Annotated in this window: 17 protein-coding genes and 1 pseudogene; 11 read left to right on the forward strand and 7 right to left on the reverse strand. The window is 69.2% G+C overall.

Features of this window, described 5'->3' with window-relative positions:
• Position 1 precedes the first annotated feature (1 nt).
• Positions 2 to 1,318, forward strand: coding sequence for a lipase (locus ACWFR3_RS33785; protein ID WP_453738492.1), 1,317 nt, complete (start codon positions 2 to 4; stop codon positions 1,316 to 1,318).
• 27 nt (positions 1,319 to 1,345) lie between these two features.
• On the opposite strand, the gene ACWFR3_RS33790 is transcribed toward ACWFR3_RS33785, so the two are convergent.
• On the reverse strand, positions 1,346 to 2,518 hold the full coding sequence (locus ACWFR3_RS33790; RefSeq protein ID WP_453738493.1) for an acyltransferase family protein: 1,173 nt from the start codon (positions 2,516 to 2,518) through the stop codon (positions 1,346 to 1,348).
• A 241-nt stretch (positions 2,519 to 2,759) separates the two neighbouring features.
• Between ACWFR3_RS33790 and ACWFR3_RS33795 the strand changes: the two genes are divergently transcribed.
• The 3 genes from ACWFR3_RS33795 to ACWFR3_RS33805 are packed head-to-tail and all read left to right on the forward strand — an operon-like array spanning position 2,760 to position 4,475.
• Positions 2,760 to 2,996: a hypothetical protein gene (locus ACWFR3_RS33795; protein WP_453738494.1), complete on the forward strand. Its 237-nt coding sequence runs from the start codon at positions 2,760 to 2,762 to the stop codon at positions 2,994 to 2,996.
• Between the two features lie 44 nt (positions 2,997 to 3,040).
• Complete coding sequence (locus ACWFR3_RS33800; RefSeq protein ID WP_453738495.1) at positions 3,041 to 3,412, forward strand: MerR family transcriptional regulator; 372 nt, start codon at positions 3,041 to 3,043, stop codon at positions 3,410 to 3,412.
• A gap of 46 nt (positions 3,413 to 3,458) precedes the next feature.
• On the forward strand, positions 3,459 to 4,475 hold the full coding sequence (locus ACWFR3_RS33805) for an NADPH:quinone oxidoreductase family protein (protein ID WP_453738496.1): 1,017 nt from the start codon (positions 3,459 to 3,461) through the stop codon (positions 4,473 to 4,475).
• A 17-nt stretch (positions 4,476 to 4,492) separates the two neighbouring features.
• Here the strand turns inward: ACWFR3_RS33805 and ACWFR3_RS33810 are convergent, their stop codons facing one another.
• The gene (locus ACWFR3_RS33810) at positions 4,493 to 5,518 is read right to left on the reverse strand and encodes a LacI family DNA-binding transcriptional regulator (RefSeq protein WP_453738497.1); all 1,026 of its coding nucleotides are present in this window, start codon (positions 5,516 to 5,518) and stop codon (positions 4,493 to 4,495) included.
• Positions 5,519 to 5,655: 137 nt separating this feature from the next.
• The gene (locus tag ACWFR3_RS33815) at positions 5,656 to 9,939 is read right to left on the reverse strand and encodes a discoidin domain-containing protein (protein ID WP_453738498.1); all 4,284 of its coding nucleotides are present in this window, start codon (positions 9,937 to 9,939) and stop codon (positions 5,656 to 5,658) included.
• 405 nt (positions 9,940 to 10,344) lie between these two features.
• Here ACWFR3_RS33815 and ACWFR3_RS33820 point away from each other — a divergent pair, with 405 nt between their 5' ends.
• The 6 genes and pseudogenes from ACWFR3_RS33820 (at position 10,345) to ACWFR3_RS33845 (ending at position 19,616) form a co-directional block, all read left to right on the forward strand.
• Positions 10,345 to 11,712: an ABC transporter substrate-binding protein gene (locus tag ACWFR3_RS33820; protein WP_453738499.1), complete on the forward strand. Its 1,368-nt coding sequence runs from the start codon at positions 10,345 to 10,347 to the stop codon at positions 11,710 to 11,712.
• 5 nt (positions 11,713 to 11,717) lie between these two features.
• Entirely contained in the window at positions 11,718 to 12,665 is a 948-nt protein-coding gene (locus tag ACWFR3_RS33825) for a carbohydrate ABC transporter permease (RefSeq protein WP_453738500.1), read from the forward strand.
• 5 nt (positions 12,666 to 12,670) lie between these two features.
• Positions 12,671 to 13,552, forward strand: coding sequence for a carbohydrate ABC transporter permease (locus ACWFR3_RS33830; protein ID WP_453738501.1), 882 nt, complete (start codon positions 12,671 to 12,673; stop codon positions 13,550 to 13,552).
• A gap of 65 nt (positions 13,553 to 13,617) precedes the next feature.
• Positions 13,618 to 15,180 carry a glycoside hydrolase family 13 protein gene (locus ACWFR3_RS33835; protein WP_453738502.1) on the forward strand — a complete coding sequence of 521 codons (1,563 nt, stop codon included), beginning with the start codon at positions 13,618 to 13,620 and terminating at the stop codon, positions 15,178 to 15,180.
• A gap of 831 nt (positions 15,181 to 16,011) precedes the next feature.
• Positions 16,012 to 17,676: pseudogene (locus ACWFR3_RS33840) on the forward strand (glycosyl hydrolase); the annotation flags it as partial.
• 14 nt (positions 17,677 to 17,690) lie between these two features.
• Positions 17,691 to 19,616, forward strand: a complete 1,926-nt coding sequence (locus ACWFR3_RS33845; RefSeq protein WP_453738503.1) for a glycosyl hydrolase family 28-related protein — start codon at positions 17,691 to 17,693, stop codon at positions 19,614 to 19,616.
• Between the two features lie 65 nt (positions 19,617 to 19,681).
• Here ACWFR3_RS33845 and ACWFR3_RS33850 read toward each other — a convergent pair whose 3' ends face one another.
• On the reverse strand, positions 19,682 to 20,368 hold the full coding sequence (locus ACWFR3_RS33850) for a TetR/AcrR family transcriptional regulator (protein WP_453738504.1): 687 nt from the start codon (positions 20,366 to 20,368) through the stop codon (positions 19,682 to 19,684).
• Positions 20,369 to 20,510: 142 nt separating this feature from the next.
• On the opposite strand from ACWFR3_RS33850, the gene ACWFR3_RS33855 reads away from it, so the two are divergent.
• Positions 20,511 to 21,629: an FAD-dependent oxidoreductase gene (locus ACWFR3_RS33855; RefSeq protein WP_453738505.1), complete on the forward strand. Its 1,119-nt coding sequence runs from the start codon at positions 20,511 to 20,513 to the stop codon at positions 21,627 to 21,629.
• Positions 21,630 to 21,930: 301 nt separating this feature from the next.
• Here the strand turns inward: ACWFR3_RS33855 and ACWFR3_RS33860 are convergent, their stop codons facing one another.
• The 3 genes from ACWFR3_RS33860 to ACWFR3_RS33870 form a co-directional block, all read right to left on the reverse strand.
• Positions 21,931 to 22,236, reverse strand: coding sequence for a hypothetical protein (locus ACWFR3_RS33860; RefSeq protein ID WP_453738506.1), 306 nt, complete (start codon positions 22,234 to 22,236; stop codon positions 21,931 to 21,933).
• Positions 22,237 to 22,243: 7 nt separating this feature from the next.
• Positions 22,244 to 23,431, reverse strand: coding sequence for a globin domain-containing protein (locus ACWFR3_RS33865; RefSeq protein ID WP_453738507.1), 1,188 nt, complete (start codon positions 23,429 to 23,431; stop codon positions 22,244 to 22,246).
• A 74-nt stretch (positions 23,432 to 23,505) separates the two neighbouring features.
• A complete protein-coding gene (locus tag ACWFR3_RS33870; RefSeq protein ID WP_453738508.1) occupies positions 23,506 to 23,949 on the reverse strand; it encodes an RrF2 family transcriptional regulator in 444 nt (147 codons plus the stop codon).
• Between the last annotated feature and the right edge of the window lie 109 nt (positions 23,950 to 24,058).

A 24,058-nucleotide genomic window follows, 5' to 3' on the forward strand; every position in this document is an offset into this window, starting at 1 on the left:
CTTGGGGGAATTTGTGGTCATCTCCACCTCGACACCGTCGCGCAGCGGCACCCGGCACAGAGGCCGTCGCCGGATACAGGTCGCAGCCGTCTGCTGCGGCCTGCTGCTCGCACCAGCCGTCGCCACCGCGACCGCCGCCGCTGCTTCGCCCGCTGCCCAAGCCCGGGCACAGTACGACCAGCGTGGCCGAGGCACGCTGGTCTCCGCGGAAAAGCTGTACACCCTCGCGACCCCGCAGGCCGTGGCCGCCGAACTGAACGAGGCCGGGTTCAAAGGCGACACCGCCCGGCACGGCGTGGTCGCGTACCGGCTGGTCTACCGGACCGTTGATCCGCACGGACAACCCACCACGGCGAGCGGGCTCTTCGTGCTGCCGCTCAACAGCGAGAGACGGCTGCGGGCGGTCTCCTTCGCGCACGGCACCGGCAGTCACAAGGACGATTCCCCGTCCATGCAGCGCGCCGAGTTCGTGTCCGCGCCGGTGATCGCGCATGCGGCGGCCGGTGCCGCGGCGGTCGCCCCCGACTATCTGGGGCTGGGCAAGGGACCGGGTCTGCACCCCTGGATGGACATCGACTCCGAGACCACGGCGTCCCTGGACATGCTCAGGGCGGCCCGCGCCTTCGCGCCCCGCACCGGGCATGTGCTGGAGCGCGAGGTCATGGTCACCGGTTTCTCGCAGGGCGCTTCGGCGGCGCTGGGGCTCGGCCGGGCTCTGGAGGCGGGGGAGGACCGGTGGTTCAGGCTGGGCGCGCTGGCACCGGTCAGCGGCGCCTACGACTTCGGAGGCGCGGAGTTGCCCGCACTGCTCGAAGGGCGGCTGGAACCCAAGTCCAGCGTGCTGTACGCGGCGTACACCCTGGTCGCGTTCAACCGGCTCCACCACATCTACGACAGTCCTGCCGAGGTCTTCCGGGCCCCCTATGACGGCACCGTCGAGGCGCTCTTCGACGGCGCCCACACGGGGGAGCAGCTGATGCGGGGCACCCCTGGCGCCCTGGACGAGTTGTTGACCGAGCACGGCCGCGAGTTGCTCGCGCATCCGACGGGGCCGCTGGCGGAAGCGCTGCGCGCCACCGACGCCGTATGCACGAACTGGGCACCCCGCGCCCCGGTGCGGCTCTACATGGCGACCGGGGACGAGCAGGCCGCCACCGACAACACCGAGCACTGCCAGGCGGCTCTGCGCAGGAAGGGCGTGGACGCCCCGGTCGTCGATCTGGGCGATGTCGACTACCAGCGATCCCGTCACCTGGGGTCCAATGTGGCAGCCACGTCGGCGATCGTGCGCTGGTTCGGTGAGCTGCCCCGGCGATGAGCTGCGCCGGCGATGAGCCAGATCTGGCTACCGGGGTGATACGAGTGCCGGCTTGGGGGCAGAGGGCTCGGCTGTGGCCGTGGGCGGGGGGTCCGGGATGAGGTAGGCGCGTCGCCATCGGAGGAAGGGGCGTTCGATGCCGTGGAAGGTGACCACGGCCGCGGCCAGGGTGAGGGGCAGGACTGCCGCCGCCGCGGTGATGAAGGCGTCCACCACCGGGCGCCCCGTCAACTCGATCCACCAGCGGCGGGAGATGAGCGCAGTAATGATCATGTAGTGGAGCAGGTAGACGGAGAAGCTCATCTCGCCGACTTTGGCGATTCCCCTCGATACGAGTCCCGTCGAAGAGATGGTGGCCACATAAGTCAGCACCACCAGGGACCAGAGGGCTCCCTCGACGTCGACCCAGAGCAGACGCGTGGCGTGCCCTTCCTGGAAGGAGTGGGTCTGGTTGAAGGCCCAGACTGCGCCCGTGATCAGGGTTGTTGCGAGGGCGACCTTCGCAAGTCCCCGGAACCGTTCCCGGTGGTGGACGAAGAACCAGGCGGCCACCATGCCCAGCAGGAATTGGTCGATCCTGCCCGCGAGGCTGTAGTAGAGCATCGAGTTCACGTTGATGCTGCCGGTCGCGGAGGCCCACACCAGGGTGCGGATCACGGCGATGGCGGCCAGGAGCTTGAACAGGGCCGTGGGGCCGTGCTTGCTGAGCATCCTGCTGAACAGCGGGAAGAGCAGATAGAACTGCAGCTCGACCGCGATGGCCCACCACATCTTCGACACCGCCCCCAGGTCGAGGGACCCGGGCAGGTTTCCGAGACCGGCCAGGGACTGGACCACGGCCAGCAGGTCCGCGCCCTGCTTGTACGCGCCGACACCCAGGACGATCAGCGCGATGTAGAGCGGGAAGATCCGCAGTACCCGGTTGCCCAGGAACCGGCCGTAGTGGACGTCCTTGCCCAGGGTGCCGATGGTGAAGATGAATCCGGAAAGGACCATGAAGAGGGCCACCCCGGTGTGGCCTTCCAGCACCAGGGTGCCCAGGGGGTTCTCCGTGTACAGCCAGCCGCGCGGGGCGCTGTTCGGGGTCTCTCTGAGGAACGGAGAGATCATCTGTGTTCCGTGGCAGAGCAGCACGAGCACGGCAGCGTAGGCACGCAGATGGTCTACGGACACGAGGTACTGCCGGTTGCTGCTGCGCATGAGTGGACGACAGCACCCGGGGCGGCCGTCAACACAGCACATCCCCGCGAGCTCCCCCTTCTGCTGAAAGATTTCACTCGTCCGAGGGGCGTCGGCAACATGTGGACGCCATCAATTGCATCTGTGCAATCGACTGTTGACCGTGGTGGAGTGATTCGCAGGTGTGACCGTTCCTGCGCGTCCGGCAGCCGCTCGATCGCCCTTACACTGTGCTCCTCAATCGAGTTGATCGGAGCACGACATGTACCGCCTCGCTGCCGTATTCGTGGCAGTCTGCGCACTCGCCCTCACCGGGTGCGCGCAGGACTTCGACAAGGGTCCCGCCGGGAAGGTCACTGACAAGATCAAGGACGGGAAGAAGTTCTACCTGGTCGTCGACCCGGCCAAGGCGGGCGACGCGACGAAGTTCCGCGTCAGCAAGTACGACTACCACGACTGCAACCGGGGTTCGAAGTACCCCAAGTGCATCGACGACTAGAACGTGCCGGAAGACCGCGGTGCTGCCGGGCGTTGCTTTGAGGCATGAAGATCAGTGACGCTGCCAGAGCCAGCGGTGTGAGCGCGAGGTCGTTGCGGCACTACGAGGATGAGGGCTTGATCGTCCCTGGTCGGTTCGGCAACGGGTTCCGTGACTACTGCCAGACCACCATCGACCGGGTGCTCGTGATCCGCACGCTGCTGGAGTCCGGGTTGCCGGTGCGGCTGATCAGGGAACTGCTGCCCCGCCTGGCTGACGGCTCCGATGCCGGCACGGACACGGACACGGTGTGCGCGGAGTTCCTGCACGAGGTGCAGAGCTATCGCGACCGGCTCGCCGCCCGCATCGCGATTCTCGCCGACCAGCAGACGGCCCTGGACACCTACCTGCGCGAGGCCCGGCGAGCTGCCCACTGACCGCCGCTTGACCTTCACATAAGTGTCAGGCTCCTACGTTCGGCGCATGGAGATCAACGAACAGCAGAACACCGCCGAGCAGCCGCTGCGAGCACTGGTCCAGCGCTCGCACCGGGGACCGAAGGACCTGAACCTCACGACCGATCAGCGCCGCCCCGTCCCGGGGCCCGGCGAGTACCTGATCCGCGTGGGTGCCGCCGGGGTCAACTTCGCCGACGTGCTGCAGACCCGCGGAACGTACGGGGGAGGCCCGCAGGCCCCCTACGTGGCGGGCTTCGAGGCCGCCGGCGAGATCGTGGGTGTCGGCCCGGACATCGAGGAGCCGCTTGAGCTCGGCACCCGTGTCGTCGGAGCCGGCCCGGGCGCCTTCGCGCAGTACATGACGATGCCGGCCGCGGGGGTGCTTCCCGTGCCGACCGGGTGGAGCGACGCCGCGGCGCTTGGGCTCGTGTTGAACTGGGCCACCGCCTTGGCGGCACTGAAGACGCTGGGCGAGATCAAGAAGGGCGAGACCGTCCTCGTGCACGCGGCGGCCGGAGGGGTGGGCCAGGCCGCCGTGCGCCTCGCCCGGCACTACGGTGCGCGCGTGATCGCCACGGCCTCACCGGCGAAGCACGACACCGTCAAGTCCCTCGGCGCAGACGAAGTCCTGGACAGCCGCCGGCCCGACCTGGCACAGGAGATAACCCGCCTGACCGGCGGTGTCGACCTGGTCCTGGAATCGGTGGGACAGGCCACGTTCAAGACCAGCTTGTCCGTCACCAGACCCTTCACCGGACGCGTCATCGTGTTCGGCGCCGCTTCCGGAGATGCCACCCTGACCACGCACGATTTGGTCTTCACCCACCAGGTCCAGGTCAAAGGTCTGCACATCGGTGCGCTGGCGGTCGCGGCCCCCTCCCTCTACGAGTCGTTGCTCGTCGAGATCGAGGCCCTCATCGCCCGCGGCGTGTACCGGCCCGGCACCCCCCGGGTCCACCCCTTGGCCGAGGGGGCGATGGTGCTGGAGCAACTCGAAGCGGGCCGGACGCAGGGCAAGCTCGCCCTGGATCCCTGGCGTTAGGCACGCAACAGCCGCGGTCAGCCGGCCCGCAGCTGCGCGGACGAGAGCTGCGCCGTCGATCCGCGGACGACCAGTTCGGGCTCGAAGAGCAGCTCTCCGGGGTGGGGCTGGGTGCCCCGGATCTGCGCGCACAGCAGATCGACCGCCGCGCGGCCCATCGCCTCGATGGGCTGGCGCACGGTCGACAGCGGCGGTTCCGTGCAGGTCATGAAGGCCGAGTCGTCGAATCCGACGACGGACACATCGGAGGGGACGGACAGCCCCCGGCGGCGCGCTGCCCTGATCGCCCCCAGGGCGAGCGGGTCGCTGCCGCACACGATGCCGGTGATGCCCCGCTCCAGGAGGCGTGCGGCGGCGGCCTGGCCGCCCTCCAGCGAGAAGATCGAGCGCTCGAGGTGCTCCTCGGCGAGTTCGGTGCCCGCGGCCCGCGCCGCCGCGCGGGCGGCTGCCAGCTTGCGGCGCGAGGGGATGTGGTCGGCGGGGCCGAGCACCAGGCCGATCCGCTCGTGCCCGAGCGAGGCGAGGTGGCGCCAGGCCTGTTCGACGGCGACGGCGTCGTCACAGGCGACGCAGGGGAAGTCCAGGCCCTCGATCGACGCGTTGATCAGGACGACCGGGATGTTCCGGTCCGCGAGCAGGCGGTAGTGGTCGTGCGGTGCGTCGGCCTCGGCGAAGAGACCTCCCGCGAAGACCACGCCGGAGACGTGCTGCTGGAGCAGGAGATCCACGTAGTCGGCCTCGGAGACCCCGCCCCTGGTCTGCGTGCACAGCACCGGCGTGAGTCCCTGCTGCGCGAGCGAGCCGCCGATGACCTCGGCGAAGGCGGGGAAGATCGGGTTCTGCAGTTCCGGAAGGACGAGACCGACGAGCCGGGCGCGCTCTCCGCGCAGCTGCGTGGGCCGCTCGTACCCGAGGACGTCCAGGGCCGTCAGGACGGACTGTCGTGTCGCGTCGGAGACACCGGGCTTGTCGTTGAGGACGCGGCTGACCGTCGCCTCGCTGACCCCCACCTTCTTCGCAACTTGGGCAAGTCGTCGCGTCATGAACGCAAGAATAGCGCAAGGCATGCAAGCCAGTTACGTTGATGCAGCGGTCAATGTTCACGGCCGCCCGGAATCCGGACGGCCGTGAACGCGCGTTCCTCCTCAGGTGTGTCGGGCCTCCCTCGGGGAGGGGCGGCTCAGGGCTGCAGGGTGAGCTTGAAGGTGGACGTGTCGTTCTTGGTGTTCTGTCCGTTGTTGCTGAACTTGGGCCGAACGAAGGTCGCTTCGCCGACGGCCGGTCCCTGGCCCGCCTCCGGCATCTCGTTGACGTAGATGCCGATCGGCGCGCCCGAGATGGACACGTCCGTGAAGACGGTGTCCTTCACCGGGAACTCGGGAGTGCTGCCGGTGTACTTCGTCTGGAACATGACCCCGTGGTAGGTCGGGTCGATGATGTCGACGTCGTTCACCCGGATCCCCTGGAAGACCTTGGACGCGGAGAACGCCCAGATCGCGGGGAAGTCCTGCCCCTTCCAGAAGGTACCGCCGGCGCGTTCGATGGTGATGTTCTCGAAGGTGGTCGGGTCGGTGCCGAAGCCGTTCATCGGGTAGCCGAAGTCCAGCGAGGAGATGGTGATGCCGGAGTAGACCAGGGTGTCGGCGATGCGGATGTTGCGGAAGGTGTTGTTGTAGCCGCCGTAGACGGCCACGCCCGCCGCCCGCCAGGTCAGGATCGTGGTCAGGTTCTCGTAGACGTTGTTCTTCATGTCCGCGCCCCCGGCGTCGATCGCCGAGAAGAGGGCGAAGCTGTCGTCGCCGGTGGCCCGTGCCTCGTTGTTGGCGACCAGGTTGTCCGTGCTGCCGTTGGTCATGTTGATGCCGTCGGCGAACATGTTGCGGATCCGCGAGTTCTTGATGGTCATGCGGTCCGTGTTGGCGCCCCAGTAGAGGCACACCATGTGTTCGTTCCAGATGTCGTCGATGGTGATGTCGGAGACGTTCTGGAAGTCGAAGACCTTGCCGGGGCCGTCGATGCGCGAGGTGTAGTTGCCGAAGTAGGCGAAGCCGGAGAAGGACGAGCCCTTCGCGCTGGCCTCCGCCCGGAATCCGATGTCGGTGTTGTCCTGGGACGTGGGTGCGTGGAAGCGGGTGTACCAGGGCCCGGCGCCGACGACCTTGACGGTCTTGCCGTAGACCTGGAACTTGTTGCTCGTCTCGTAGTCACCCGCCGGCAGGTAGACGCCCGTCAGCTTTCCGGTGGTGTCCATGCGGACCTTGTCCAGGGCGTTCTGCACGTCCTGGTGGCCGAATCCGGCGGGCACGACATAGGCGGCCGGATCGGGGTTGGCCTTCGGGGCCACCTGCTCGAAGTCGACGAAGTCGATCGCGTAGCGGGAGGTGTTGGCGTTGTCCTTCTGCAGCTTGATCTTGCTGCCCGCCTTGACCGTCCCGCCGAGCATGATGCTGGCCTCGTCGTAGATGTGCCGGGCCGGTCCCGCGCCCGGCGAGTTGCCGGGTGCGGCCTCGTCCCCGTACAGCCAGGCGTACTTGGAGGTGAGGTCGATCGCCTTGCGGAAGGTGCCGTCGACGTAGACGTTCAGGGTCGCCTGGGTGCCGCCGCCGCCCGGTGCGTCCGGGATGGAGAAGCGGGTGACCAGGGTGTTGGTGTCCTGCTTGGCGGTGAACTCCACGGATTCACCGGTCGAGTTCAGGGTGACGGCCTTGCGGCCCGATGCCTCGCCCGCCAGGTCGCCGACGGTGCGGTTGGGCCCGACGGTCTTGGCGCCGCCGGCCAGGACGCCGTCCTCGGCCTCGTAGGTGTCGTAGGGCATGTCGGCGCCGCGGCCGACGAACAGGGAGCGGGTGCTGGTGTTGTTCTCGCGCTTGACCGGCAGCTCGTTGGCGTCGTCGGCGATGACCGTCTTGACCGTGAAGCGGCCCTTGGCGGCCGTCCAGGTGCCGAGCTTGACCGGAGCCGTGGTGTCACCCGCGCCGATCGTGCCGTTGTGCTCGCCGGTCAGGGTCTTGACCGTGGCGCCCTTGTCGTCCTGCACGAGGAGCGTGATGCCGTGCGCGCCGGACGCGGACGCCTTGCTGCCCTGGTTCTTGATCGCGACGCTGAAGGTGACGTCCTTGCCCGCGGTGGGCGCGGACGGGGTCCAGCTCACCGGCGAGGCCACCAGGTCGGAGGAGTCGACCTGCTTGACCACCAGCGGGCTGGGGCTGGTGTAGGTGTTGTTGCCCTCGTCCTGCTCGATCACCTCGTTCTTCTCGTCGACTTCCGCGCTGAAGGGGTACGAACCCGCCGCAAGGGCGCCGGACTTGGCGCTGACCGTCGCCGACTCGCCCGCGCCGAGCGCGCCCACGGCCGCCGTGCCCGTCTTGTTGCCGCCGAGGCGGAAGGTGGCGTCGGTGGCCGTCGAGGCCTCGCTGCCGCGGTTGCGTACGGTGGCGGACAGCGTCAGCTCGTCGGTCTCGGTCGGTGTGCCGGGCGCGTACGACAGCTTGGTGATCTCCAGGTCGGGGTTGGCCGCCGGGGCGCCCATGACCTGGAACTCGGCCACCTGGCCGGCCGTGGCGCCGCTGTTGGCGGTGAAGCGCAGGCGCACATCGGCGACCTTGGCGGAGACCGGGATGGTGACGGTGTTCTGGTTGCCGGAGGGGCTGAAGGAGTACTCCTTCTCCGCCACCAGCGAGGTGAAGTCGCCGGCCTTCTGCTCCCGGCCCAGGACCTGCAGCTTCTGGGTGCGCGGGCTCCAGGCGGCATCCGGGTTGAGCTTGACGACGACCGCGTCGACGTCGGCGTTGGCGCCGAGCTTGACGGTCAGGGTGTTGGGATAGCTGCCCGCGGCGCCCTCCCAGTAGGTGGAGGTCTGGCCGTCGTTGGCGTTCTCGGCGACGAACGTGTGGATCACCGAGGAGGCCGTGATCGGCTTGCCCGCGGCCAGGTCGGTGTTGCCGCCGCCGGGCCGGGTGACGGTGTTGCTGTGCGCCGAGACGTTGCCCGCCGCGTCGCGGGCCCGCACCGTGTAGGAGACCGTGACGCCGGCCGACCGGGTGTCGGTGTAGGTGGTCACGTCGCCGGCCACGGACTTCAGGAGCTTGCCGTCGGCGTACACGTCGTACGCCGTGACCTTCACGTTGTCGTCCGACGCTCCCCAGGCCAGCTTGATCTGGTCGCCGGAGGGCTGGGTGAGAGCGAGGTTCGAGGGGGCGGTGGGGGCCTGGGTGTCGCCCGAATCGCCCTTGCGGGTCACGGAGTTGCTGTTGGCCGAGGCGTTGCCCGCGGCGTCGCGGGCCCGCACGTAGTAGGTGACGTCGGCGCTCGCCGGGCGCGTGTCCGTGTAGGTGCGCACGTCACCGGCGACGCTGGTGAGCAGCTCCCCGTTGGCGTACACGTCGTAGGCGGTCACGCCCTTGTCGTCGTCGGACGCGTCCCAGGCCAGCTTGATCTTCCCCGGCTCCGGTTCGGTCAGGGCGAGGTTCTTGGGCGCGGTGGGTGCCTGTGAGTCGCCGCCCGCCGGGCCGTAGATCTCCAGCTCGGACAGCTGGCCTGCCGGCTGTCCGGTGTTGGCGGTGATCAGGACGCGGACGTAGCGCGTGGTGGCGGAGTCGAAGGAGAGCGTCGCGGAGTGGTCGGACGCCGTGGTGAAGGCGTGTTCCTTGGACGCGGTCAGATCGGTGAAGTCCGAGCCGTTCGTGCTGCCCTGGATCTTCAGGGTCTGGGTGCGGTCGCCCCAGCTGTCGGGTACCCGCAGGACCACCTCGTCGACCCGCAGCGACGCGCCGAGGTCGGCCTGGATCCACTGGGGCAGCTTGGCGTTCTCGCTCTCCCAGTAGCTGGAGCGGTTGCCGTCGTTGGCGTTCGCGGCGGTGTACGTCTGGGTGTGGCTGCTGGCCTTGAGGGTCTTGCCGATGGCCAGGTTCACCGATGCGTCGGCGGCGGCGTGTACTTGCAGTTCGGCCAGCTGGGCGGCGGGCCAGCCGGTGTTGGCGGTGACGTGCACCCGGACGTAGCGGGTCTGTGCGGCCGCGAAGCGGACCGTGACCGTGTTGCCCGCGCCGGGCTCGAAGGAGTGCGCGGCCGAGGCGGCGAGGGTACTGAAGCCGGAGCCGTCCGAGCTGCCCTGCACGGACAGGGTCTGCTTGCGGGTCTCCCAGGCCGGGGGCAGCTTGAGGACCACCTCGTCGACACGGGTGGCGCGGCCGAGGTCGACCTGTACCCACTGCGGCAGGTCGGACGACGAACTCTCCCAGTAGGAGTCCGTGTTGCCGTCGGTGATCTGACCGGCGCCGTGTGCCTCCTTGGCGCTGCTCGCCTTGGCCGGCTTGCCGGCGGCCTGGTCGGGTCCGCCCGCGGCCGAGGCGGACAGGGCGGGCAGGCCGAGCAGGAGCAGGGTCGCGGTGAGCGCGGCGGCGAACGGCCGCCACCACCAGCGGGATCTTCGGTCGGCGCGCCGGGCGTCTCTGATGCGTCTCATGGCTCGTGCGACTCCCTCACTCTCGCAACGCGCACGTTTTCGCGTTGGGAAGTGGGAGAATTGCAGAGAAGTGTCGAGTTGACTACAGGCGAAGCGGAACTTGTGACCGCCTCATTGCGGCCGCCGAGGGCGCCCCCGGCACGACTGCCACCCCCGTTTCGGGCATCGCCGCCGGTCGGTCGGGCGGGCGTCGCCCCGCAGTAGCGGGCCGGTGCGGGGGCTATCCATTTTTTGCAAACTTCGTTCAAGATATTGCGCAGGGGTTACGGCGGTGGTTGAGTATGCGCCGCACCCGGCACCCACCAGCACCGCGGCGGCCGGACGTGCCAGTGAGGGGCGCGCTGCCCGTCCTGCCCGAGCAGGGCGGCGCCGTGCCGTAAAGCACGACCCGGAGGGGGTCTCCTGATGTCATCCACGAGCAGCAGAACGCTCACGCTCGCCACAGCGGCCGTTCTTGCGCTGGTTTCGCTGACCGCTTGCGGCACCAGCAGCGACGGAACCGAATCGGATTCCGGCGGCAAGGTGAAGCTCGACGTCAACGGGCAGCCGCCCAAGACCCAGGCCTTCGAGCGCACGCTCTTCGACAAGCACGTGAAGCAGTTCGAGAAGGCCAACCCGGACATCGACATCGTGCCGCACGAGGGCTTCATGGACCCCAAGACCTTCAACGCCAAGCTGGCCGGCGGCAAGCTGGAGGACGTCTTCTACGTCTACTTCACCGACACCCGCTCCCTGATCGAGAAGAAGCAGGCCGCGGACATCACGGACGCCGTCAAGGACATGCCGCACAGCGGCGACATCCAGGACCCGCTGATGAAGATCTTCCAGGACGACCAGGGCCGGCAGTACGGTCTGCCGACGTCCAACTACTCGATGGGCCTGGTCTACAACCGCGCACTGTTCAAGAAGGCGGGCCTGGACCCCGACAAGGCGCCCAAGACCTGGGCCGACGTCCGCAAGGCCGCCAAGAAGATCGCCGGACTCGGCGACAACACAGTGGGCTACGCCGACTTCTCCAAGAACAACCAGGGCGGCTGGCACTACACGGCCGAGCTGTACTCCCGCGGCGGCAAGATCGCCACGGAGAGCGGCGGCAAGTGGAAGGCGGCGTTCAACACCCCCGAGGGCAAGGCCACCTTCCAGGACCTGTACGACATGCGCTGGAAGGACAACTCGATGGGCAGCAAGCAGCTGCTCCAGGTCGAGGACGTCCAGCGGATGATGGGCTCGGGCAAGCTGGGCATGTACGTCTCGGCCGCCGACAACATCACCGTCATCGCCAAGCAGTTCGGCGGCAAGTACGAGGACTACGCCCTCGCCCCGGTGCCCGACGCGAAGTCCACGCTGCTCGGCGGCGAGGGCTACATGATCAACCCCAAGGCGTCCCCGGAGAAGATCAAGGCCGGCGTGAAGTGGCTCCAGTGGCGCTACCTCAACCCCGAGCTCATCGAGAAGAACGTCGCCGACTACGCCAAGGCCAAACTCCCGGTCGGCATCCCGATGCCCATGGTCCCCGACGTCTTCGAGGGCTCGGTCCGCGACCAGGTCGAGAAGGTCAAGGAAGAGAACGCCAACATGCCCACCGGCAACTACCAGGCGTTCATGGACTCCGCGCCCGACGTGCCCGGCGTGATCGAGCCGCCCAAGGCCCAGGAGGTCTACGCCATCCTCGACTCGGCGATGCAGTCCGTCCTGACCAAGAAGGACGCCGACATCGACGCGCTTCTCGACGACGCCGAGAAGAAGGTCAACGCGATCTACAGCGCCTCCTGATGAGCATGTCGCTGAAGACCTCCCCCCGGCCCGTGGCCGCGCCCCCGCTGCCGCCCGCTCCCCAGCGGCGGCGGCGGGCGGCCCGGCGCCGCGCACTGCGCGAGCACATGACGGCGTACGGTTTCCTCTGCGCCGCCGTGGTGATCTTCGCGCTGTTCTCGTGGTGGCCCATCATCCGCAACGTGCTCCTGGGCTTCCAGGAAGTCAACTTCGCCACCGGCAACACCTGGGTGGGCGCCGACAACTTCCGGAAGCTGTTCAACGACCCGCTGTTCCTCACCGCCTGGAAGAACACCGGCCTGTTCACCCTGTACGCGCTGCTGCTCGGCTTCGGGGTGCCGTTCCTGACCGCGGTGCTCCTGAACGAATTCCGCCACGCGCGGGCCTACTTCCGGGTCCTTGTCTACCTGCCGGTGATGCTGCCGCCGGTGGTGGTGGCGCTGATGTGGAAGTGGTTCTACGACCCGGGCCCCGGCCTGCTCAACGAGATCCTGCGCACGCTGCACCTGCCGACCTCGGCCTGGCTGGACTCCTCGTCCACCTCGCTGATCTCCCTGGTCATCGTCTCGACCTGGGCCAACATGGGCACCACGACCCTGATCTACCTGGCCGCCCTGCAGACCATCCCCGGCGAGCTGTACGAAGCCGCCGAGCTGGACGGCGCCAACATCTGGCAGCGTCTGCGCCACGTCACCATCCCCCAGACCCGGTTCGTGCTCCTGGTCCTGCTGCTGCTGCAGATCGTGGCGACCATGCAGGTGTTCACCGAGCCGTACGTGATGACCGGCGGCGGCCCCGAGGACTCCACGGTGACCGTCATGTTCCTGGTCTACCGCTACGCCTTCGTCTACAACGACTTCGGCACCGCCAGCGCGCTGAGCCTGCTGCTCCTGCTCGTCCTGGGCGCCTTCTCCGCCCTCTACCTGCGCATCACCCGCGCCTCGAAGGAGTGAGAAGGATGTCCGCCTCGATGCGCACGCTGGTGCGCCCCGCCGTCCTCAAGACGCGCAAGGGACGGCTCATCTACTGGTCGACGCTCGCCGTCGCACTCGTACTGTTCACGCTGGCCTTCGTCGTGCCGCTGTACTGGGCCGCGACCGGCGCCATGAAGTCCTCCACGGAGCTGGCGCAGAACCCGCCCACGTACGTGCCCGAATCCTGGCACCCGGAGAACTACGCCAAGGCGTGGCGGGAGATGGACCTGACCCGCTACTTCCTCAACACCGTCGTCCTGGCCGGCGGCGCCTGGCTGGTGCAGCTGGCGGTACAGGTGCCGGCCGCCTACGCGCTGTCCAAGCTGCGCCCGCGCTTCGGCAACGTGGTCCTCGGCCTGATGCTCGTGACCCTGATGATGCCCGCCACCGCCCTGCTCGTGCCGGTCTACCTCACCGTGGTCGACGTCCCCCTCTTCAACCGCAACCTGATCAACAGCCCCAGCGCGGTCTGGCTGCCGGCCGCCGCCAACGCCTTCAACATCTACATCCTGAAGAACTTCTTCGACCGGATCCCCGACGAACTCCTCGACGCGGCCAAGGTGGACGGCGCGGGCCCCCTGACGACCATGTGGCGCATCGTGCTCCCGCTGGCCCGGCCGATCCTCGCCGTGGTCTCCATCCTCTCCATCGTCACGGCCTGGAAGGACTTCCTCTGGCCGCTGCTGGTCCTGCCCGACCCGGCCCAGCAGCCGCTGAGCGTCTTCCTCCAGCGCGTGGCCCAGGACACCCCGCTCAACAGCCTGGTGGCCGGACTCGTGATGGCATCCCTGCCGCTCATCGCCCTGTTCCTGGTCTTCCAGCGCCACATCGTCGCCGGGCTCAGCGCCGGCAGTCTCAAGGGCTGAGCCCCGCTCGCCCGACTTCCCCCGGCCCTCAGGTCCGTACGCGATCCGTACGAAAGGACACCCTCTTGCCCAGCACGGAGTGGTGGCGCAGCGCTGCCATCTATCAGGTGTACGTCCGTTCCTTCGCGGACGGGAACGGCGACGGCACCGGCGACCTGGCCGGTGTCCGGGCCCGCCTGCCCTATCTGGCCGAACTGGGCGTCGACGCCCTGTGGTTCACCCCCTGGTACCTCTCGCCGCTCGCCGACGGCGGCTACGACGTCGCCGACTACCGCACCATCGACCCGGCCTTCGGCAGCCTCCGCGAGGCAGAACAGCTGATCGCCGAGGCACGCGGACTCGGCCTGCGCTGCATCGTGGACATCGTGCCCAACCACGTATCCGACCAGCACGAATGGTTCAAGTCCGCGCTGGCGGCCGGGCCCGGCTCCCCGGAACGGGAACTGTTCCACTTCCGGCCGTACTCGGAGCAGCCGCCCAACGACTGGGTCGGCGAATTCGGCGGGGTGCCCTGGTCGCGCACGGAGGACGGCGAGTGGTACCTCCATCTCTTCGCGCCCGAACAGCCCGACCTCAACTGGAGCCACCCCAAGGTCCGTCAGGAACACGAGGACGTGCTGCGCTTCTGGTTCGAGCGCGGGGCATCCGGCGTGCGCATCGACTCCGCGGCGCTGCTCGCCAAGGCCGACGGGCTGCCCCCGATGGACTCGGCACGCCCGCACCCCTTCCACGACCAGCCCGAACTGCACGACATCTACCGCTCCTGGCGGCGGATCGCCGACGAGTACGGCGCCGCGCTGATCGGCGAGATCTGGCTGCCGGACGCGGAGCGCTTCGCCCGCTACCTGCGCCCCGACGAGCTGCACACCGCCTTCAACTTCGACTTCCTCTCCCGGCCCTGGGACCCGGACCAGCTGTGGGAGTCGATCGACCTCACCCTCTCCACCCACGCCCCGGTCGGCGCGCCCGCCACCTGGGTGCTCGCCAACCACGACGTGACCCGCACGGTCACCCGCTACGGGCGCAGCGAGGACACCGGCTTCGCCTTCGAGCGCAAGCGCTTCGGCGTCCCCACCGACCTGGAGCTCGGCACCCGCCGGGCCCGCGCCGCCGCCCTGCTCACCCTCGCGCTGCCCGGCTCCGTCTACCTCTACCAGGGCGAGGAACTGGGGCTGCCCGAGGCGGACATACCCCGCGAGCGCATCCAGGACCCGATGCACGCCCGCTCCGGCGAAGTGGATCCGGGCCGGGACGGCTGCCGGGTGCCGCTGCCCTGGGACGGCAGCCCCGCGCGCAGCTGGCTGCCGGTGCCGCCGGACTGGGCGGAATATGCCGCCGAACGGCAGGCGCACGACCCGGCATCGATGCTCTCCCTGTACCGAACGGCACTGCGGCTGCGGCGCTCCTTCGGCGACGCGGGACCGCTGCGGCGGCTGCGCGCCGACGAGCCGCGGGTGCTCTCCTTCGCCCGCACCTCCCAGCGGGACGGCACCACGTGGCTGTGCCTGGCCAACTTCGGCCCGGACGACGTGGCGCTGCCCGCCGACACCGAACTCCTGCTGGCCAGCGGCCCCTTGTCCCCGCGGGGGCAGTTGCCACAGGACACAGCGGTCTGGCTGCGGGTCTAAGGAGCACCCGCGGCCAGGCCGCACATCTTCCCCCACATGTGTCCCCCCACCGAAAGGAACACCATGGGCACTGTCATGGGCACAATCAGAAGAAGGAGTGGCCGGAGTCGGGCCTTGCGCTCGGCCCTGGCCGCCACCCTCGGCGCCGGCCTGCTGATCTCCAGCTGGCAGGTGGCGCAAGCGCAGCAGGCCACGGAGGACAACTCGCTGGCAGTGCGCGAGGGCAGCAGCAACGGCTGGGTCACCGCGGACCTGGGCGCCACCCGGCGCCTGGACCGCGCCGAGGTGAGCCTGCCGGGCGAGGCACGCACCGTACGCCTGGAGGGCTCGGCCAACGGCAAGGACTTCACCGAACTGTCCGACGCCAAGGCCCGCAAGGGCAAGGTCACCTTCGCGCTCAACGGCGCCGGGGTACGCCATCTGCGCGTCACCGGCGCCAAGGAGGCGGACGACCTCGCGGTGTATCCGGCGCGCTCCGGCGACACCGCACCGCCGAAGACCCCCACCGGCACGACCCTGGACGGCACCACCCTCAGCTGGCGCGCGAGCCAGAGCGCCGCCGCGTACGACGTGTACGCGAACGGCGAGCTGCGGGCCGCACTCCCGGCCGGGACGCGCCACTGGAAGGACACCGCCGCCCCCGGCCCGGACGCCGAGAAGATCACCTACTCGGTGCGAGCCCGGGACGCGGCCGGCAACCAGTCCCCGGACAGCCGCACCGTCGCCCGCCGCCTCTCCGCAGGACCACAGGCGCGCGGCAAGTCGGCGTTCATTCCGCCGAAGAGCGGCGCGGCCCTCGCACGCAAGCACGCCAAGCGGGCGTCCGCCGACGGGCGCGGCGCCGCCATGCCTTACACCACCGTCGAGGCCGAGTCCGCCACCGCGGGCGGCGGCGCGCAGGTCACCGAGCCCAACCGGAAGATCGGCGACCTGTCCGGAGAGGCGTCCGGGCGCAAGGCCGTGACGCTGAACGAGACCGGCCAGTACGTGGAGTTCACCGCCCCGGTCGAGACCAACACCCTGGTCACCCGCTTCTCGATCCCGGACGGCACGAACACCACGCTCAACGTCTACGTCAACGGCCAGAAGACCAAGGCGTTCGACCTGACCTCCAAGTACGCCTGGCTCTACGGGCCGGAAGGGTCGCCGGGCAACGACCCGGGCGCGGGCCCGCCCCGGCACATCTACGACGAGGCGCAGCTGGAGCTGGGCACCACCGTCCCGGTGGGCGCGAAGATACGGCTGCAGAAGGACGGCGACAACGCCTCGCAGTACGCGATCGACTTCGTCGACTTCGAGAAGGCCGAGGCCGCCGCCAACCCGGACCCGGCCGCCTACGTGGAGCCGGCCGGCACCGGCCACCAGGCCGTCCAGGACGCCCTGGACAAGGCGCGGATGGACACCACGGGCAAGATCCAGGGTGTCTACCTGCCGCCGGGTGACTACGAGACCAGCAGCAAGTTCCAGGTCTACGGCAAGCCGGTCAAGGTGATCGGCGCCGGTGCGTGGTTCACGCGCTTCCACGCGCCGAAGGGCCAGGAGAACACCGACATCGGCTTCCGGGCCGACCAGGGCGCGAACGGTTCGGTCTTCTCCGGCTTCGCCTACTTCGGCAACTACACCTCGCGCATCGACGGCCCGGGCAAGGTCTTCGACTTCCAGAACGTCTCGGGCATCACCATCGAGAACATCTGGACCGAGCACATGGTGTGCCTCTACTGGGGCGCGAACACGGACAAGATGACGCTGAAGAACAACCGCATCCGCAACACCTTCGCCGACGGCCTCAACATGACCAACGGCTCCAGCGACAACCTGGTCACCGACACCGAGACCCGCGCCACCGGCGACGACTCGTTCGCGCTGTTCTCGGCGACCGACTCCGGCGGCGGCGACCAGACCGGCAACGTCTACGAGAACCTCACCAGCAAGCTCACCTGGCGGGCGGCCGGCCTCGCGGTGTACGGCGGCCACCTCAACACCTTCCGCGACATCCACATCGCCGACACCCTGGTCTACTCCGGCATCACCATCTCCTCGCTGGACTTCGGCTACCCGATGAACGGCTTCGGACCCGACCCGACCAACTTCTCTGACATCAGCGTCGATAGGGCCGGCGGCCACTTCTGGAACGGTCAGACCTTCCCCGGCATCTGGATGTTCTCCGCCTCCAAGCCCTTCAGGGCCATCCGCGTCGACAACGTGAGCATCACCGATCCGACCTACCACGGCGTGATGTTCCAGACGAACTACGCGGGCGGCCAGCCGCAGAACGCGGTGCAGGACACGGTCCTGTCCAACGTCACGATCTCCGGCGCGAAGAAGTCCGGCGACGAGTACGACGCGAAGTCCGGCTTCGGCATCTGGGCCAACGAGATGCCCGAGCAGGGACAGGGCCCGGCGGTCGGCGAGGCCACGTTCAAGGGGCTCACGCTCAAAGACAACGCCGAGGACATCCGGAACACCACGTCCACCTTCACGATCAACACCGACTGATGCGGAGGACTGCCATGACACGCACACCACGCCGCAGTCGCCTGATCGCCGCGGCACTCGGCCTGGGCCTGGCCACCGCGGAACTCCTGCCCGCCACGGCCGGCGCGGTCACCGACGCCCCGCCCGCCGGGCCGAAGAAGACCGCCGCGGCCGAACGCGGGGCGAACGTGCCCTACGTCGAGTACGAGGCGGAGGACGGGACGTACGAGGGCACGCTCCTGGAAGCCGAGCCCACCCGCCCCTTCGGCCACACCAATTTCGCCACCGAGTCCTCGGGCCGCAAGTCGGTCCGGCTCAACTCCACCGGCCAGCACGTGGAGTTCACCACCACCAAGACGAGCAACTCCATCGTCGTGCGCAACTCCATCCCCGACGCGCCGGACGGCGGCGGCCAGGAGAAGACCCTGAGCCTCTACGCGGACGGCACGTTCGTGCAGAAGGTGAAGCTGTCCTCCAAGCACAGCTGGCTGTACGGCAGCACCGACGACCCCGAGGGTCTGACCAACCGGCCGGGCGGCGACGCCCGGCGGCTCTTCGACGAGTCGCACGCGCTCCTGAAGGAGTCCTACCCGGCGGGCACCAAGTTCCGGCTGCAGCGCGACGCCGACGACGACGCGGCGTACTACGTCGTCGACCTGGTCGACCTGGAGCAGGTCGCGCCGCCCGCCGAGAAGCCGGCCGAGTGCACCTCCGTCACCGAGTACGGCGCGAAGCCGGACGACGGCGAGGACGACACCAAGGCGATCCAGGCGGCGGTGGACGCCGACCAGAAGGGCGAGATCGACTGCGTGTGGATCCCGGCCGGTCAGTGGCGCCAGGAGCAGAAGATCCTGGCCGTCGACCCGAAGCACCCCGGCAACCCGCACAACCAGGTGGGCATCCGTGATGTGACGATCCGCGGCGCGGGCATGTGGCACTCGCAGCTGTACACGCTGACCCCGCCGCACGAGGCGGGCGGCATCAACCATCCGCACGAGGGCAACTTCGGCTTCGACATCGACGACAACACCAAGATCTCCGACCTGGCCATCTTCGGCTCGGGCACCATCCGCGGCGGCGACGGCGGCCAGGAGGGCGGGGTCGGCCTCAACGGCCGCTTCGGCAAGAACACCAAGATCAATGATGTGTGGATCGAGCACGCCAACGTCGGCGCCTGGGTCGGCCGCGACCACGGCAACATCCCCGAGTTGTGGAATCCGGGCGACGGCCTGGAGTTCAGCGACATGCGCATCCGCAACACCTACGCGGACGGCGTGAACTTCTCCAACGGCACCCGCAACTCCACGGTGGCGGACTCCTCCTTCCGCAACACCGGTGACGACGCCCTGGCCGTCTGGGCCAACAAGTACGTCAAGGACCCCTCGACGGACGTCGGCCACGACAACACCTTCACCGGCAACACCATCCAGCTGCCCTGGCGCGCCAACGGCATCGCGGTCTACGGGGGTTACGGCAACCGCATCGAGAACAACCTTGTCTCCGACACGATGAACTACCCCGGCATCATGCTCGCCACCGACCACGACCCGCTGCCCTTCTCCGGGCAGACGCTGATCGCGAACAACGGTCTGTACCGCACGGGCGGGGCGTTCTGGGGAGAGCAGCAGGAGTTCGGCGCGATCACCCTGTTCGCGCAGGGCCAGGACATCCCCGGTGTCACCATCCGGGACACCGACATCCACGATTCGACCTACGACGGCATCCAGTTCAAGTCGGGAGGCGGCGCCACACCGGACGTGAAGATCACGAACGTGAAGATCTCCAAGTCCGGCAACGGCGCGGGCGTACGCGCCCACGGCGGGGCCCGCGGCAGCGCGGCGCTCTGCGACGTGACGATCACCGACTCGGCCGACGGCGACATCCTGGTCGAGCCCGGATCCCAGTTCACGGTCAACGAGGGCTGCGCGGCCGCCCGGGAGAAGCCCCGGGCACAGCGGTAGCCGCTCGGTTCGACCGAATCCGCCGGGGCCTTCGCGCCCCGGCGGATTCGTGTGTCAGCCCGATGTCAGCCCGTCCGCCGGTGGACGATGCCGCCGACGATGAGGTCGATGCCCGCGAGGAACTCGGTCCGGTCGTCGTGCTCGCGCAGCTGGTCGGCGACGCTGCGGGTGAACGTGTACTCGACGGGGTCGAGGTCGGCCCAGGCGGCCGCGGCGTTGCCGAGGAACTCGGCCCGTCCCGTGTCCGGCGTGCGCGCGTGGTGCGCGCGGGCGTCGGCCGCGTTCTGGCCGCCCACCCCGACGATGTAGTTCAGCAGCGCGGACGTGGCGGTGAACTGGGAGGCCGCTGGTACGCCGAGGGCCTGGACCTGGCGTCCGAGGTGTTCGAAGACCCGCAGCATCGGGGACTTGCCGGGGGAGCGGGCGAGCTGCGTGCCGATCCACGGGTGGGTCTCGATCGCGTCGAACACGCCGAGGGCGAGGACGCGGATCGCCTCCTGCGGCGTCGTGTCGGCGGGGCCCGCGGGCATGGTGGTCGCGACGACGGCGTCGGTGGCGGCGCCGAGCAGTTCGTCCTTGCCCGTGACGTGCCAGTAGATCGCGCCGGGTCCGGTGGTGAGGCGCTCGGCCAGCGCGCGGAAGGTGAGCCCGCGCTCGCCCACCGAGTCGAGCAGCTCGATCGCCGCCCCGACGATGCGCTCGCGGGAGAGCGGTTCCTCTCGTCGCTCGGTACGACGCGTCCTGGTTGCCATGCACACATCCTGGCACATCTCTGGAATACCGTTCCAGCTTGACATCTCTGGAACGAGGTTCCAGTCTGTTCATGGAACGTCATTCCAAAGATGTCCTGCCGTGGCTTCACCGGCGGGCGTACGACAGACAAGGAGCCCTGCCATGAATACCCACGTCACGATCATCGGCGCCGGACTCGGCGGCCTCACGCTCGCCCGCGTCCTGCACGTCCACGGCATACCGGCCACGGTCTACGAGGCGGAGGCCTCCGCGACGGCGCGCGCACAGGGCGGAATGCTCGACATCCACGAGGACAACGGCCAGCCGGCGCTCCAGGCCGCAGGCCTGACGGACGAGTTCCGCAGCCTCATCCTCGAAGGCCGCGAGGCCACCCGCGTCCTCGATACGGACGGGTCCATCCTGTTCGACGACGACAGCGAGCGCGGGCGCCCCGAGGTACTGCGCGGCGAACTGCGACGCATCCTGCTCGAATCGCTCCCCGCCGGCACCGTCCGCTGGGGGCACAAGGTCAGCGGCGTCCGCGCCCTGGGCGAGGGCCGCCACGAGGTGGCCTTCGCCGACGGCACCACTACCGTCACCGGCCTGCTGGTCGGCGCGGACGGCGCATGGTCACGGGTCCGCCCGCTGCTCTCCGACGCGACCCCCTCGTACATCGGCAGATCGTTCGTCGAGACCTACCTCTACGACGCCGACAGTCGGCACCCGGCCAGCGCGAAAGCGGTCGGCGGCGGGTCCATGTTCGCGCTCACGCCGGGCAGGGGGATCCAGGCACACCGGGAGAGCGGCGGCACCCTGCACACCTACGTGGTGCTGACCGAGCCGCGGGAGTGGTTCGACGGCATCGATTTCGCCGATCCGGCCGCGGCCGCCGCGCGGATCGCGCGGGAATTCGAGGGCTGGGCGCCGGAGCTCACCGCGCTGATCACCGACGGCGAGACCGCACCGGTCCTGCGCACCCTCAACGCCCTGCCCGCCGATCACCGCTGGGAGCGGGTGCCGGGCGTGACCCTGCTCGGCGACGCCGCGCACCTGGCGGCCCCGAACGGAGAAGGAGCCAACCTGGCGATGTACGACGGCGCGGAACTCGGCAAGGCCATCGCCGCGCGCCCCGACGACATCGAGGCCGCGCTTGCCGAGTACGAGCAGGCCATGTTCCGGCGCAGCACCGCGGCCGCCACCGACGGCGACCAGCTCCTGGAGCTGCTCTACGGCGACGAGGCACCCCACGGCCTGCTGCGCATGTTCGCCGAGAGTGAGTAGCCGAAGCGGGCCGGATGAGTGCTGGGATGGCTCCGGGCATAAAGGGGCCCCGGCTGGACGGGGGAGACCAACCGGGGCCGTAGAGCGTGGCAAGCGGAGGGCGGTCGCCTCTCGGCGAAAGGCTCCATGGGGCTTCAGCCGAACGATCTTCCCCATGGGCTATAGGTGAGGCCCGGGGACACTGTCCCCTCCGCAGCCACACCTAGAAGAACGAGGACCCGGGCCCGGATGTTCCTGGCCAGTAGGGCTCACGGGGTGAACTACAGCACACTGCCGGGAGCCGGGAGCGGCCAGCAGGAAACTAGTGCTCGTCCAGCTGGTGCAGGCAGTCGTTCCAGCGCCGGCGCCGCTGCGCCAGGGTCTGCTCCCACCAGGCCGTGCCGCGTTCCCCCAGCCCCGTCTTGGCGAGCTGCACGCGCGCACGGGCCGCCTTCCGTGCCTTGTCGTCGTCGCCTGCGGCGGCCACGGCCCGGCGGGCGGACATCAGGTGGTGGGTCAGACGCTTTTCCACTGTTTCGGGCAGCCGGGGGTCGGTGGCCCGCCAGCGCCTGCCCTTGATGATGACGAAATGGCCGTCCTCGGTGTACTGCATGTCGTCTGCCGCCACGAAGCCATCATGAGGCCAGCCACAGGTCGGGGCCGAACACCTCGTAGTGGATGTCGGCCGCCGCCACCCCCTGGCCCAGGAGCTGTCCGCGCACCGCGCGCATGAACGGCAGCGGTCCGCAGAGATAGGCGCGGGTGCCGGGCGCCGGCGGGACATCGGCGAGGTCGACGCGGCCGGTGCGGTGTCCCGAGCCGGGCTGCTCGTACCAGAAGTGGGCCGTGGCGGCGGGGAGTTTGGCCGCCAGTGCCTCGTGGTGGGCACGCAGCGCGTGGCTTTCGGGGGAACGGTCGGCGTGCACGACCGTCACGGGGCCCTGGTGCCCCGCGGCCGCCAGCTCTTCGAGCATGGCCAGCATGGGCGTGCAGCCGATGCCGGCGGAGGCGAGCAGCAGGGGCGCGTCGCCCGGTTCCAGGACGAGGTCGCCGTAGGGTGCCGAGACACGCAGCAGGTCGCCCCGGCGGACGTGCGTGTGCAGGTGGTGCGAGACCTCTCCGTCGGGGTCCGTGCCGGTCCCGTCGACCTGTTTGACCGCGATCGCGCGGGTAGTGGCGGACGGCGCGCCGATGAGGCTGTACTGGCGTATCTGCCGTGCGCCGTCGGCCAGTTGGACCTGCACGGAGACGTACTGTCCGGCTCTGAAGGAGGGGACAGGACCGCCGTCGGCCGGGCGCAGCAGGAACGACGCGACCCGCGGCGACTCCTCGGTGCGGTCCACCACCTCCCACGTCCGCCACACGTCCGCGTCGACCACGCCCTGCTCCGCGTACAGGCCGGCCTCGATCGCGATCAGGGCGTTCGCCATCAGCCAGTACACCTCGTCCCAGGCAGCGGCGACCTCGGGCGTGACCGCGTCGCCGAGTACCTCGGCGATGGCGTCGAACAGGTGCTGGTGCACGACCGGATACTGGTCGGCCCGCACGCCCAGGGACGCGTGCTTGTGCGCGATGCGGCGCAGCATCACGTCGGGCCGCTCGTCCGGGTGCTCGACCAGATACGTGGCGAAGGCGGCGATGGATCCCGCGAGCGCCTGGCGTTGGGTGCCTGCGGCCTGGTTGCCGCGGTTGAACAGGTCGCGGAGCAACGCCGGATAGGCCGCGAACAGCTTCCCGTAGAAGCGCTCGGTGATGTCCTCGATGGCGGCGCCGACGGCGGGAAGCGTGGCGCGGACGACGGCGGCCGACGACTCGGTGAGCATCAGCGGACTCCTTAATATGCATTTGAGATTCGTATTTAAGGGTGTGCGGCGACGCCGGGCCGCCGGTGGTGCGGTCAGTGCGTCCGGGGAGCGGGGGAGAGCGAGACGAGGAGCGGGCCGGTGGGCGACTTGGTGAGGTCGTCGAGCGAGAGCGGATCGAGCGCGGCGAAGAATGCCTCCTGGGCCTGGCGCAGAGCTCCGCGCAGGCGGCACGCGGAACGCAGCGGGCACGGCGTCGTGCCGTCGCAGTCCACGACTTCCCCCGACCCTTCGAGCTCGCGCACGAGCCCGCCGACCGAGGCCTCGCGCCCCGCCGCGGTCAGCGCGAGCCCGCCGCCCCGGCCGCGCCGTGCTTCGACGAGGCTCATGTGCTGCAACCTGGCGACGACCTTCGCCGCGTGCGTGTAGGGAACGTCCATGGCGGCGGCGACCTCGCGCGTGGTGGGCAGGTCCCCCTCCTGGACGGCGAGGCGCATCAGTACGCGAAGAGCCAGATCCGTGAACCGTGTGAGCCGCATGGCCGCACGCTATTAATGTTGCATCTGAAAGGCGAATTTAAAGGGGCGCCGGTCCGTCCCGGGGGTCGGGTTCCGGACGCGGCGAGGGGCCCCGGATGTTCCGGGGCCC

It is taken from the genome of Streptomyces sp. NPDC055189 (assembly GCF_053606765.1).